This is a genomic window from Methylococcales bacterium (genome assembly GCA_030949405.1).
In the GTDB taxonomy this organism is placed as follows: Bacteria; Pseudomonadota; Gammaproteobacteria; order Methylococcales; family Methylomonadaceae; genus WTBX01.
Genome location: JAUZSN010000002.1, coordinates 342,578 through 355,703, shown reverse-complemented (window position 1 = coordinate 355,703; position 13,126 = coordinate 342,578). Strand labels below are relative to the sequence as shown.

At 38.5% G+C, this 13,126-nt stretch carries 15 protein-coding genes and 1 other RNA gene; 7 read left to right on the top strand and 9 right to left on the bottom strand.

Translation table 11 applies throughout. The annotated features are described in order from the left end of the window. Positions 1-3: 3 nt before the first annotated feature. The 3 genes from gspE to Q9M50_01925 are packed head-to-tail and all read left to right on the top strand — an operon-like array spanning position 4 to position 3,174. Positions 4-1,716, top strand: coding sequence for a type II secretion system ATPase GspE (gspE, locus tag Q9M50_01935; protein MDQ7089392.1), 1,713 nt, complete (start codon positions 4-6; stop codon positions 1,714-1,716). 1 nt (position 1,717) lies between these two features. Next, positions 1,718-2,935 carry a type II secretion system F family protein gene (locus tag Q9M50_01930; GenBank protein ID MDQ7089391.1) on the top strand — a complete coding sequence of 406 codons (1,218 nt, stop codon included), beginning with the start codon at positions 1,718-1,720 and terminating at the stop codon, positions 2,933-2,935. A gap of 26 nt (positions 2,936-2,961) precedes the next feature. Continuing rightward, entirely contained in the window at positions 2,962-3,174 is a 213-nt protein-coding gene (locus Q9M50_01925) for a hypothetical protein (protein MDQ7089390.1), read from the top strand. A gap of 385 nt (positions 3,175-3,559) precedes the next feature. Here Q9M50_01925 and ssrS read toward each other — a convergent pair. The 3 genes from ssrS to Q9M50_01910 all read right to left on the bottom strand — a co-directional run bounded on the left by ssrS (position 3,560) and on the right by Q9M50_01910 (position 4,282). Next, positions 3,560-3,736: non-coding RNA, 6S RNA (gene ssrS, locus Q9M50_01920), on the bottom strand. Positions 3,737-3,761: 25 nt separating this feature from the next. Further along, complete coding sequence (gene zapA / locus Q9M50_01915; GenBank protein ID MDQ7089389.1) at positions 3,762-4,058, bottom strand: cell division protein ZapA; 297 nt, start codon at positions 4,056-4,058, stop codon at positions 3,762-3,764. Further along, entirely contained in the window at positions 4,055-4,282 is a 228-nt protein-coding gene (locus tag Q9M50_01910; GenBank protein ID MDQ7089388.1) for a TIGR02449 family protein, read from the bottom strand. Before Q9M50_01910 ends, zapA begins: the two co-directional genes overlap by 4 nt. Before the next feature lie 181 nt (positions 4,283-4,463). On the opposite strand from Q9M50_01910, the gene Q9M50_01905 reads away from it, so the two are divergent. The 4 genes from Q9M50_01905 (at position 4,464) to Q9M50_01890 (ending at position 8,006) form a co-directional block, all read left to right on the top strand. Beyond that, a complete protein-coding gene (locus tag Q9M50_01905) occupies positions 4,464-4,988 on the top strand; it encodes a UPF0149 family protein (GenBank protein ID MDQ7089387.1) in 525 nt (174 codons plus the stop codon). 12 nt (positions 4,989-5,000) lie between these two features. Then, positions 5,001-6,311, top strand: coding sequence for a Xaa-Pro aminopeptidase (gene pepP / locus Q9M50_01900; protein ID MDQ7089386.1), 1,311 nt, complete (start codon positions 5,001-5,003; stop codon positions 6,309-6,311). Next, entirely contained in the window at positions 6,311-7,495 is a 1,185-nt protein-coding gene (gene ubiH / locus Q9M50_01895; protein ID MDQ7089385.1) for a 2-octaprenyl-6-methoxyphenyl hydroxylase, read from the top strand. The genes pepP and ubiH overlap by 1 nt, the downstream gene beginning before the upstream one ends. Positions 7,496-7,685: 190 nt before the next feature. Further along, positions 7,686-8,006, top strand: a complete 321-nt coding sequence (locus Q9M50_01890) for a tetratricopeptide repeat protein (GenBank protein MDQ7089384.1) — start codon at positions 7,686-7,688, stop codon at positions 8,004-8,006. Positions 8,007-8,177: 171 nt separating this feature from the next. On the opposite strand, the gene Q9M50_01885 is transcribed toward Q9M50_01890, so the two are convergent. From Q9M50_01885 to Q9M50_01860, 6 genes are all read right to left on the bottom strand, one after another. Continuing rightward, positions 8,178-9,296 carry a hypothetical protein gene (locus Q9M50_01885; protein MDQ7089383.1) on the bottom strand — a complete coding sequence of 373 codons (1,119 nt, stop codon included), beginning with the start codon at positions 9,294-9,296 and terminating at the stop codon, positions 8,178-8,180. A gap of 81 nt (positions 9,297-9,377) precedes the next feature. Further along, positions 9,378-9,854 carry an Lrp/AsnC family transcriptional regulator gene (locus Q9M50_01880; protein MDQ7089382.1) on the bottom strand — a complete coding sequence of 159 codons (477 nt, stop codon included), beginning with the start codon at positions 9,852-9,854 and terminating at the stop codon, positions 9,378-9,380. Between the two features lie 19 nt (positions 9,855-9,873). Continuing rightward, a complete protein-coding gene (locus Q9M50_01875; GenBank protein MDQ7089381.1) occupies positions 9,874-10,557 on the bottom strand; it encodes a TIGR00730 family Rossman fold protein in 684 nt (227 codons plus the stop codon). An 11-nt stretch (positions 10,558-10,568) separates the two neighbouring features. Further along, on the bottom strand, positions 10,569-10,871 hold the full coding sequence (locus tag Q9M50_01870; protein ID MDQ7089380.1) for a cytochrome c: 303 nt from the start codon (positions 10,869-10,871) through the stop codon (positions 10,569-10,571). After that, complete coding sequence (locus Q9M50_01865) at positions 10,868-12,157, bottom strand: dihydroorotase (GenBank protein MDQ7089379.1); 1,290 nt, start codon at positions 12,155-12,157, stop codon at positions 10,868-10,870. The genes Q9M50_01870 and Q9M50_01865 overlap by 4 nt, the downstream gene beginning before the upstream one ends. Beyond that, positions 12,154-13,122 (bottom strand): aspartate carbamoyltransferase catalytic subunit, encoded by a 969-nt coding sequence (locus tag Q9M50_01860; protein MDQ7089378.1) that lies wholly within the window; start codon positions 13,120-13,122, stop codon positions 12,154-12,156. The genes Q9M50_01865 and Q9M50_01860 overlap by 4 nt, the downstream gene beginning before the upstream one ends. Positions 13,123-13,126: the final 4 nt, after the last annotated feature.

The window sequence follows — 13,126 nt, the reverse complement described above, 5'->3', positions numbered from 1 at the left end:
TTAATGATTAATTTAGAAAAACAACCGCCCCACCCTTATCAGGTTTTTACTGAACAGTTATTACATCAGGGAAAACTGAGCGAATCCGATTTACATAAAGCTAAACGTGTTCAGCAAACCACCGATAACGATACCCTGCCGCATTTATTAGTTAAATTGGGCTTGTGTTCTGAACAGGATGTGGCTAATGCGTTGACGATTAGCTGTCAATTACCGAGGGCGGATAAAGACGCTTATCCCAATGAATCCCCTTTACCTGACTCCATTTCCCTTCGTTTTTTAAAGCAGTATCATTTAATCGGTTTAAGAGAAACCCCCGAAGAAATTGTGATCGCAGTCAGTGATCCTGAAGAAAGTTTTATTACCGAGGCTTTAACCTTGGCAACCCATAAAAAAATTATCACTCAAATTGGCTTGCCGTCTGAAATTAACGCCGCCTTAGAAAAACAATATGGAGAAGGTAAATCTCAAATGGATTTAGCCGTGAGTGATTTAGGCGACGGTGAAGTTGACGAAAATGATTTAGAGCATTTGAAAGATTTAGCCAGTGAAGCCCCTGTGATTAAAATGGTTAATTTAATCTTGCAAAAAGCCATTGAAACGGGTGCGTCTGATATTCATATTGAACCGTTTGAACAACGATTAATTGTCCGTTTACGCATGGATGGGGTTTTACAAAATATTGATGCCCCGCCTGTTTCTTCGACGGCTGCGGTGATTTCACGAATTAAGATTATGGCAAAATTAAATATTGCTGAACGTCGTTTACCGCAAGATGGGCGTATTAAATTACAAATGCTGGGTAAGGAATTAGATTTAAGGGTCTCTACCGTGCCTACGATGTATGGCGAAAGTATTGTTATTCGCTTATTAGATCAAGAAAATACAGTCTTGGATTTTAAATCGCTTGGATTTACGGGAAAACCGTTAGAAAATTTCACCGAGATTTTAAACCAACCGCATGGCATTATTTTAATTACAGGGCCCACAGGGAGCGGTAAATCAACCTCGCTCTATGCCGCATTAAGCCAACTCAATACGACCTCTCGAAAAATTATTACCGTTGAAGATCCTGTGGAATATCAATTAGAAGGGATTAATCAAATTCAGGTGAAACCGCAAATTGAGTTAACCTTTGCTAAAGCCTTACGTTCTATTGTTCGTCAAGATCCCGATGTGATTATGATTGGGGAAATGCGAGATTTAGAAACCGCTAAAATTGCGGTTCAATCGGCTTTAACTGGGCATTTAGTGTTATCAACCTTACATACCAATAATGCCGCAGGTGGGGTGACGCGATTATTAGACATGGGCTTAGAAGAATATTTATTAACCTCAACCGTGAATGGCATTTTAGCCCAGCGTTTGGTTAGAAAATTATGCGAACACTGCAAACAAGCCTATCAACCCAATGCTGAAACCATTGAATCCATGCGATTAAAACGATTTAGTGATGACCCGATAATGACCTTACATAAAGCAACAGGCTGCGAACAATGTGGCGGCATTGGCTATCAAGGGCGATTAGCTATTTTAGAGTTTTTACCGATGAATGATGATATTCGTCGTTTAATTATGGCGCGAAAAGAAGCGGGTGAAATTCATAAATTAGCGGTTAAACAAGGAATGTTGACAATGGCGGATGATGGTTTTATGAAAGCATTAAAAGGTCGAACCACATTAGAAGAAGTGATGCGTGTCACTACGGAGTCTTAAGATGGCTGAATTTTCCTATAAAGTAATTAATAATAAAGGTGAAACCGAAGAAGGAACGCGTGAGGCCATTAATGAACAAACCTTATGGTCTAGCTTGCAAGCCGAAGGTTTCATGCCCATTAGTGTGACTAAGGGCAGCACGAATCAATTTTTAGGGTTCAATTTGGGGGGGAATAAAAATAAAATAAACGCTAACTACATTAGTTTGTTTACCGATGAAATGACCACGCTCCTTGAATCGGGGTTACCGCTTGATAAATCGTTAGTTATTCTGATGAGTTTGAATGAAGATAATGAAGTTTTTCGTAATTTGGTTAGTCAAATATTAGAAAAAGTAAAAGGCGGCACGTCCTTTGCTGATGCGTTAGCCAGTCAATCAGGCGTTTTTTCAAAATTTTATTTAAACATGATTCGGGCAGGCGAAGCAGGGGGAAATTTAGGCAGTGTTTTAGCCCGATTATCCGATTATATGCAGCGATCTAAAGAACTTAAAGATACCGTGAGTACTGCTTTAATTTATCCGACTATTTTATTAGTGATGTCTGTTGCGTCACTGTCCGTGATGTTGACCTTTGTCGTCCCTCAGTTTTCAGAAATGTTTGCCGATGCAGGAAAGGAGCTGCCTGTTCCCACCCAAATTGTAGTGGCCTTATCGGATTTTTTACAAAGTTACTGGTGGTTACTTGCGGGAATTTTCACCCTATTTTATTTGTTCATGAAACAACAACTGGCCGACCCTGTGACTAAAAAACAATGGGATGGACGCTTTTTAAAACTTCCCTTAGCAGGGGAAATTATTAAAAATAAAGAAACGGCGAATATCAGTCGAACGTTGGGAACATTACTCGGCAATGGCGTTTCTATTTTAGATGCGTTATCTATTGTTAAAGAAACCGTGGGAAATCAAGTTTTAGCCGAGGTTATTGATGATGCAGTTCAGGATTTAACCCAAGGAAAAAACATGAGTAACGCCTTGTTAAAAAGTGAATTATTTCCTAAAATGGCGATGCAGATGATTAAGGTGGGCGAGGAAACAGGGAAGCTTGAAGAAATGCTGCTTAAAATGGCTGAGATTTATGATAAACAACTTAAAACGACCATTCATAGAATGTTAGCGTTATTAGAACCGTTGTTAATTGTGGTTTTAGGCTTAATGGTTGCAGGGATTATTGCTTCCATTTTATTAGCCATTCTGAGTGTCAATGATTTAGCTTTTTAGATAAGTCAACACGTTAGGAGTCAATAATGAATAATACAACCGAACCATTAAAAATTAGCATTGATGATTACTTACAAAGTGAATTAATCCGTGAGACAAAGCATGAATATATTAATGGGGGGAAAGTGTTTGCGATGGCAGGGGCTAAACGTTGGCATAATATTATTGGGATGAATTTATCACACCTATTAAGTACCCATTTACGCGGTACACCTTGTCAAGTTTATGGGGGGATATGAAGGTGGGAATTTTGACGGCGAACGATGATTTTTTTTATTATCCTGATTTACAGGTGAGTTGTGAAAAAAGTGATAATGATCTTTATAATTATGAGCCTAAATTAATTATTTAAATATTATCAGATTCAACAGAACGTACCGATCGCGTTGAAAAATCTCATCATTATCGGCCGTTAAACCGCTTAGAAGACTATGTTTTAATTACACAAGAGAGTCCCGCGTGTTGACGTGTATTCGAGAGAGAATCAATGAGATTTAACCTTATCTCAAGGCGATGCTCATGTTGACTTAAACTCTATCGCATTAAATGTAATGCTTAATGAAATTTATGAATCCATTATCTTCAAGGAATGAGAATTTACACGATTAGCTTAAAATTAAAGTAGTATCCCCCACCTGCGCCGTATACATCTTCGTCCTTGAACCAGCGGTTCAAGTGGAAGCGTCGTTTGTTAAATCAGGCTGCCCTAATAAAAGGGTATGCACACAGTAACAAAACCAGCTTCCGAGGGTAATACAGGTTCAGGAAACACCCGATATACCTCGAACGCCGCAGGAGATACTTGAATCTATTCTAACCTGTTTTGTTAATTATCTAAAACACTTTCTATTTTATAACTCAAATTACTAATATGAGCAGCAAACTCTTGCTCAGGGGCATCACGTTTTGCTTTTAACTGCTCAAATTCGTGCATAATATTTAATGAAACCATCACCGCCGTTCGTTCACCGCCGTTTATTTTACCCGAATCACGTAAAATTCGCATTTCACGATCCAGTTTATTGGCTGAAAGCAATAGAGTTTCTTGTTCCTCGGCAGTACAAACAATATTATATTCTTTCCCTAAAATTTGAATAGCAATGGGTTTTCCTACGGCATTCATACATTTTCCTCCATTGATTTAAGACGCGTAATCATCATTTCAACTTTTGTTTTGGCTAAGGTGGTTTTGGCTAATAATTTAGCTTTTTCTTTCACCAGTGACTCTTGTTTAATTTTAAGTGACTGATTTTCAGTTTTTAAAAACTGATAGCGTTTCAGCAATTCATCTATCTTTGCTTCAAGTTCTTGTATTTCAGTTGCAGGCTTTGAGATTAATTCGGACATGAGATTATCAATATTTTAAAGCGTTTAAAAGCAGGAAGCTGTGTTTTTTGGCTAATAAATGATCAATAAATAGTAATTAAACGATAAAAGTCAATCACAGCTATTATCCCAGTGATAAATCAATGGTAGCATAAGCACTGTATTTTTTTTAGCATTCTCATCTCATTTTTAATAGGTAGTCATGGCTTATCAAACACTTAGCTCTATATTTCAACGTTATAATAGCGAATTATCCGTAGCCGAGGCGCATGGAATGGCAACGGCGATGCTTTGTGTTGACGCTCAAAGTGACGTTAATCAGTGGATGAGGGAGGTTTTTGACGACGATGCGGGGCTTGTCGAAGAGGATGAGTGGATGAGTCGAGAACTCTTTGAGCAAACGCGAAACTTATTAAACCCTGAAGAATCATTATTTGAATTTGATTTATTTTTACCTGAACATGTCGAGCTATCCGAACAAGCGACGGCGATCATAAATTGGTCTCAAGGGTTTTTATTAGGAATAGGTTACAGTGATTCGCAACGTGAGTGGCAAGGGGAAACCCAAGGAATTTTGCGTGATATGGTCGAATTTACCAAATTAGATGCGGCCATCGAAGATGATGATGACGATGAAGAGGCTTATATGCAAATCCATGAATACCTCCGTGCAGCGGTATTAACTATCCGTGATGAATTAAATGATGATGCTGGTAAGCAGCCTTAAATAGGTAAAATAATGAAACAAACAGAATTTGAAAAACGCCGTAAAAACATGATGGCCCAAATTGGTCATGGGAATATTGGTTTAATTCCGAGTGCGACTGACAGTGCGCGAAATCGGGATGTCGATTACCCCTTTAGACAAGACAGTGATTTTTATTATTTAACGGGCTTTAACGAATCGGGGGCTTTAGCGGTTTTTTTACCAGGGCGAGAACAAGGCGAATATATATTATTTTGTCGAGAATTTGATGAAAAAAAGAAATTATGGGAAGGGGCGCATTCAGGTTTAGAAGGGGCAACGCTTCATTATGGGGCCGATGATTCATTTCCCATAGATGACTTAAATGATATTTTACCAAGTATGTTGGAAAACAAAGGAAAAGTATTTTATCCGATGGGGCGTGATAGTGAATTAGATCATCACCTATTAGAGTGGATTAATCATCTTAAAATGAAATCGCGTAATGGTGCCAGTGCGCCTGGTGAATTGGTTTCTTTAGAACATATTTTGCATGAAATGCGGTTATTCAAAAGTGCAGCGGAATTAAAACTGATGCGTAAGGCCGCACAAATTTCAGCTCAAGCGCATATTAGAGCAATGAAAACCTGTAAAGTGGGCCTGTATGAATATCAAATAGAAGCTGAAATTATTTATGAATTAATGCAATCAGGTTTAAGAGCGGTGGCGTATCCCTCGATTGTTGCAGGCGGAAAAAATGCTTGTATATTGCATTATATTAATAACGAGAGCAAATTACGTAAAAATGATTTATTACTTATTGATGCAGGGGGAGAGTGCGACCATTATGCGGCCGATATAACCCGAACATTTCCCGTGTCAGGAAAATTTTCATTGGCACAAAAACAGCTTTATCAATTGGTATTAGATGTTCAATTAGCGGCGATTGAACGGATAAAACCCGGTGTTTCTTGGAATGATATTCACCAAATGTCGATTAGAATGATGACGGTGGGTTTAATTGAGCTAGGGTTATTAAAAGGTAATATCGACACCTTAATTAAAGATGAAAAATATAAAGAGTTTTATATGCACCGTCTTGGGCATTGGCTAGGCATGGATGTTCATGATGTAGGCGATTATAAAATTGATGACGAATGGCGCGTTTTAGAAGAAGGTATGGTGCTGACGGTTGAACCTGGGGTTTATGTTCAAGCGGATTGTGACACGGTTGCAGCTAAATGGCGAGGAATTGGAATTCGTATTGAAGATGATATTTTAGTCACCAAACAGGGCTATGAAGTTTTAAGTGCGGATGCGCCTAAAACGATTGCGGAAATAGAAACATTAATGCAGGCAAGTTAATGCAACATGATTATGATTTATTAATTGGCGGGGGTGGGCTGGCAGGAAACTGTTTAGCATTATCGTTAAAAAATAGTGGGATAACGATTGCTTTAATTGAAGCAGTGACGCGTCAACAACTACATGATTCTCCCGCAGGGGATAGAGCCTTAGCTTTATCCGCAGGGTCGGTCATTATGTTAAAAAAACTCGGGGTTTGGGATCGAGTTAAATCAAAAGCCACGCCAATTAAGAAAATTCATATTTCTGATAAAGGGCATTTTGGTAAAACACGGTTGTCGGCAGAAAAACAAGGGGTTGATGCACTGGGTTATGTCATTGCGGCGCGGGACTTAGAAACACCGATTGCTGAAATGGTAAAAGAATCAGGGATTGAACAATATTGTCCTGCCCGTATTGAGCATTTAGAATTTCATGATAAATCTGTTCATGTCAGTTTGCAAGGGGATGCGTTAGGCAAAAAAATAGTTTCTGCAAAATTATTGGTTGGCGCGGATGGCGGGCAATCAACCGTACGAGAATTATTAGGGATTAAGCAACGTAAAACAGACTATAAGCAAACCGCGTTAATTACCACCGTAAAAAGTACCTTGCCTCATAATAACATGGCTTATGAACGGTTTACCGCATCAGGGCCTTTAGCTTTATTACCCATTGATCGTTATCACTCAGCGGTTGTGTGGACACGCCGTCATGATGAGGCTGAAAATTTATTATCAAGTTCAGAAGCTGATTTTACTCAGCATCTACAGGCATGTTTTGGTTATCGTTTAGGCGAGTTAACGTTAGCATCTAAACGATTAGCTTTTCCATTGACGTTGATTCGAGCGGAAAAAATGTACGCTCAGCGGAGTGTTATTATTGGTAATGCGGTGCATCAATTACACCCTGTTGCGGGTCAGGGATTTAATTTAGGATTGCGTGATGTGATTCAATTGTCTGATCGGTTAATTTATCAGTATAAAAAAGATGAAGATCTGGGCGACGCTTCTTTTTTACACGATTATGCGGAGACTCGTCAGCAAGATCATACTAAGGTAATTGGTTTTACGAATAGTGTGGTTAAGTTGTTTTCTAATGAGTGGTTACCGATTGCGGCAATCAGGAATAGTGGTTTAGTTTTGCTGGATCATATTCCTGTTGTTAAGACATTATTAACTAAACAGGCGATGGGAATGGGGTAGATGGTTTTTAATTTAAAAGAATAATACCGCCGCTATTTATTTTAATTTAAATTTTCTATGACTCCAGTATTACCTATAAAAGTCCTTTATAGTTAATAGGATAGAGATTAGGATTAATTTTCTGAGAAAAATTCATTTTTTCCCCTGACACAAGCCCTGCTTAATGATAAACCAAGCAGAGCTTGTTAGTATGCGTTCCCAAACAGAGTTTGGGAACGAGCAAGGGATTACCAAAACCGCATTAGAAAACTTTTTTAATATTCTTCAACAAGAAAAGATTGCCCCTGAAGATTATGACCACACCTTACGCCAAATTGCCGAACGTTATCATAATTTGTTAAATGTTGCCACCAGCTTAAACAATTTGTCTGGGTTGTATCGAGTTCAAGGTTTATACTCAAAAGCCGAGCTTTTACTCCAACGGGCGTTGAAGATTTTGGAAAAAGTCGTGGGTAAAAAATCCCCCTCACACCAAACTTGTACAAGAAAACTACAATACTTTATTAGTTGACATGAAAAAATATGCGCACTCAATTTTTTATTTATAAACGCTAGCAAAGAATAAAGGTCTTGTATTTTGCACTCTTAAAGGCGTTTTATATATTTTGATATAACAGTTCATCTCTATACCTGTTAAATGCTTTTATTCATTGCGTTAAATTTCATCGTTTTTTAATAGCCACTAAAACTTAAATTTAAAATCCAATCTAAAACGATTACCGCGTTCTTCAGAGGTAATTCTTTCAGCAAGCATGGTTCTTGCTGCCAGCGTAAAATATTGACTAAAGGTGTAACTAACTAAAAAATCATGCCCTTGCATATTGGCACTGGATGGGTCATAACGACTCCAGTCCGATTGTGCAAAATCACCATTAACCGCTAAAGCTTCTATATAAGCATAAGCATAGGATAATAACCAATCGCCACTTTTAGACGTTGAGCCATATTTTACTGATAATACCCCACCCAAAACATCATCATGATGTAAAGCCGTATAAGGATCACTCGAATTTGCAGAATAATTTTCTATATTAAAAAAACCATCTACCCCAAATTTAAGCGGTCTACCCCACAGTGTTTTAACATATTGGAAATTAGCCATTAAAATTTTATAATCTCGACTTCCATCACCAATAAAGTTACGCTCTCCCCCCTCATGCCCGTGAAAAATAAAAAAACCTAACGCGCCTGTCGTATTCCAATTTTCTGCTTTAAAGGTATCCATAACCTGCATTGAGGTAAATTGACCATTAAAATTATATTTCCCATCAGGGGTTGCAAAATGGCCTAAAGAAAATTTTAAAGTATGTTGGTCATAGTGCATTGAGCCACCAACGGCTAAACCTGCGGGTATGGATACGTTATCCCAAAAAAAACCATTTTGCACCCAAAAAGGAATTTTATTTCGCCCTCCCCATATCCACCAATGATCCGTTTTATAGTTAACATACCATTTGTCGGCATAAACATAATTAGCAGGGATTGGGTTATTTTGAAAGTCAATTAAATCAATATTGGCATAACTACTTCTATTTGCATTAGCAATCGCAATTCGCACCCCTAGGCTTAATTCATCCGTAGGATGATATTGCAACTCAGTATTAGCGGCCAATCTAAGCCTTTCTCGGGTGGGACGTGAGTCGCCATTGGCGCGAAACACATTCCAATCAGACTCAAAACGTAATCGTATTGACGTTTTTAATTTCCATTTTCCATCTTCAGTTAAATCAATAGCCTGCGCTAAATTCGAAAAAGAACAAAGACTGCATAAAGTAAGAATAACTAATCTATATTTAATCATAATAAAAAATAAGCACGGTCGGTTGAAGTCTAAAGACTCCATTAAAATATAAACACTTATATTCGCTTAATCGAAATATTTTCAACCTATTCTCAACCCTGTTTTTTTTAAAATACGACGACTATACAAAACATCACAGCCTAAATTAAACTCTCCAAGTAAATCAGCAATCGCATCAATTTGAACCGTTACCCCCGCTTTCGTTTTACTATGCACCATCGCAAATAAATTATAAGGCCATTCGGGTAATCGCCTCGGTCGGTGATAACAATGACTTACAAACTCAAGCTCTCCCACCTGTTTTCCAAACAAATCTATCTTCTCATCAATCACATTCCAAACCGTCATCCCATTATAACGGTAGCCTAAACGATAATGATTAGGAATGACCCCAATTCGACGGATCACTCCATGCGTTTGCATAGTCGTTATTTTTTGCATAAGGATGTCTACATCCATATTAAGCGACTCAGCAAGCACCTGATAAGGTTGGGGAACCAAAGGTAAACCTAGTTGTGTCGCATTAATAATTTTACGATCAATTTCATCAATTTCCATTAAATTTACCTTGCCTTATTTACTGTCTATTTCGCCAGGCACGATGCTTAATCATAAACGCTAAAACCTCGTCGGGATCATCGGTTATTTTTATCAAATCTAATTCTTTCTCAGTAATGGTTTCATAATCCACTAAGGTTTTTTTTATCCAGTCAATTAACCCACTCCAAAACTCAACGCCAAATAAAACTAAGGGAATCGGGTTGATTTTATGCGTTTGCATTAAGGTTAATGCTTCAAAAAATTCATCTAAGGTTCCAAATCCTCCTGGCATACAAACATAACCCATTGAATAACGAACAAACATGACTTTGCGTACAAAAAAATAGCGAAAATCTAATGAAACATCTAAATAAGGATTGGACGTTTGTTCGCGGGGTAATTCAATATTAAGCCCAATTGAGGGTTGGTTTTGTTGATAAGCCCCCTTATTAGCCGCTTCCATAATACCCGGCCCACCGCCACTAATAATCGAAAACCCATTTTTGGCTAATAGGGTTGATAACTCATAGGTTTTTATATAATAAGGATGATCTGAATGTAAGCGAGCAGAGCCAAAAATTGAAATGGCATCCCCAATATGCTCCAATTTTTCAAAACCATCGGTAAATTCACTAATAATTCTAAAAAGTCGCCACGATTGGTCGGCTTTAAAGTCACCTAGAATCGTTAGGGGTTCATCTTTTTTATAATGCCACGGCATCGTATTAACAACTAGTTAGCAACACTATTTTTAAGAATATAGTCGCTTAATTGGTTCAACGATTCCCCTTTTATATTTGGAAATTTTGGCATCATTAAACTACCACTTTGAATACGTTCTTGAATATAGGCAACGTTTGCTTTCTCAGCGGTAAACGTAAAAATTGTTCCTTCCGTTGTTTTCTGATGACATTGTACACAGGCATTTTGATACATGGATTCCGCTGTATCTTTAGCACTCGGACTGTAATCTTTTGAGCAGCCGTTAAGCACTAACAAACTGCTGACTATTAATAATAACTGGGTTGTTTTCATGCGTGTTTTTCCAAAGTATAAATAAGATGACCTTTTTGTAAGGTATGAGTGACGCGTCCTTTTAAGGTTTGTTTCCAAAAAGGCGTATTTTTACCCCGACTAATCCAGTTTTTAGAATTAACTTGCCAAAGTGTTTCAGGATTGAAAATACAAATATCGGCATCATTTCCTGATGCTAATGTTCCTAAAGGTAACCCTAAAATAGCTGCAGGTTCTAAACTCAAACTGGCTAACGCATGAGATAATGCGATAACATGATCACCTACTAACTTGAGCGTTAAAGGTAACAGCGTTTCTAATGAAGACATTCCTGCCTCTGTTTCTGGAAACGCGCCTAATTTTGCGTCTAAATCATGCGGTTGATGATCGGAACAAATAGCATTTAGAGTTCCATTTGCAAGGGCTTCACGTAAATATTTTTTATCATCTTCACTGCGTAACGGCGGTAAAACATGATAAAAACTATTAAAAGGTTCAATGTCATTTTCAGATAAATGCAGTTGATGAATAGCCACATCTGCGGTCACATGAAGCCCATATTTTTTGGCTTGTTGAATTTTAATGACGGAACGTTTACAACTAATTTGGCTAAAATGAATTCGACACCCTGTGAGTTCAGCAAGCTCTAAACATTGGGCGACCGCAATAGATTCAGCCGCCTCTGGAATGCTCGGCAAGCCATAATGAGTGGCCATAATTCCTTCATGGGCGCAGCCGTTATAACTTAAAGAGGCTTCATCGGGGCGATAAAAAATGGTTAAATCATGCCCTGCGGCATATTCCATCGCTCGTCTTAAAATCACTAAATTATCTAAGGGGGCATCCGCATTGCTGACCGCAATACAACCTGCGGATTTTAAGGCAAACATGGAACTGAGTTTTTTTCCCGCCAATCCTTGTGTTAATGCCCCTAAAGGGTAAACATTGGGATAATTAACGCGTTCCGCTTTATCTTTAATTAATTCAGCAATCGCAGGCGTATCAATGATCGGTCGGGTATCAGGCGGTAAGCATAGTGAGGTTATGCCAGCACTCGCTGCTGCTTTGGTTTCAGAGGCTATCGTGGCTTTGTGTGTGTGTCCAGGTTCTCGTAGTCGCGCACTTAAATCAATAAATCCAGGACAGACAATGCAGTTTTCAGCATCAATAATTTCATCCGCACTAAACGTGTCGGGTTTATCAAAGACCGATAAAATTTTTCCGTCCGCAAGGTAGAGTGAGCCTATTTGATCGATGTCATGAGCAGGATCAATAATACGTCCTTGTTTAATTTCAATGCGCTTCATAGTTTTCCACCGCCTTCTGCTTGCATCGCCATTGACATAATAGCCATTCGCACCGCAATCCCATTACTCACTTGCTCTAAAATTAACGAGTGCTTGCCATCGGCCACCGCTGACGAAATTTCGACCCCACGATTAATAGGCCCTGGGTGCATGACGAATACATTTTTTTTAGCTAATTTTAATTTGGCTTCGGTCAACCCAAAACATTTAAAATATTCATTTTCAGAGGCTAAAAAAGCCGAATTCATGCGCTCTTTTTGTAAACGTAACATGATAATGACATCAATATCATTTAATCCCGCTTCCATATTATGATAAGCATGAACCCCTAGGGATTCGATGTGAGCGGGTAATAAGGTTTTTGGGGCAATCACACGGACTTCTTTGGCCCCTAATGTATTCAGGGCTTGAATTTGTGAACGCGCTACCCGAGAATGTAAAATATCACCAACAATGGCGATTTTTAATTGACTAAAATCATTAATATGTCGGCGAATTGTAAAGACATCAAGCATCGCTTGGGTGGGATGAGCATGTTGACCATCGCCTGCATTAATCACGCTAATATGGGGGGAGGTATGTTGAGCGATAAAATGCGCCGCGCCACTGAGTCCATGACGAACGACAAACATATCAACGTGCATGGCCTCTAAGGTGTTGATGGTATCTAAAAGGCTTTCCCCTTTTGAGGTGGCTGAGGTGGCAATATCCATGTTTAAAACATCGGCAGACAGGCGGGTTGCAGCTAATTCAAAGGTCGTACGTGTTCGGGTACTGTTTTCAAAAAACAAATTAACAATTGTTTTTCCACGAAGCAAGGGGACTTTTTGAACTTGCTGCTGTGACATGCTGACAAATGATTCTGCTGTATTTAAAATCTCAGTTAAAATGTCCGCACTTAAGCCTTCAATTGATAAAAAGTGCTTTAATCGCCCTTCCTTATTTAATTGTAAATTTCGATTCATCATT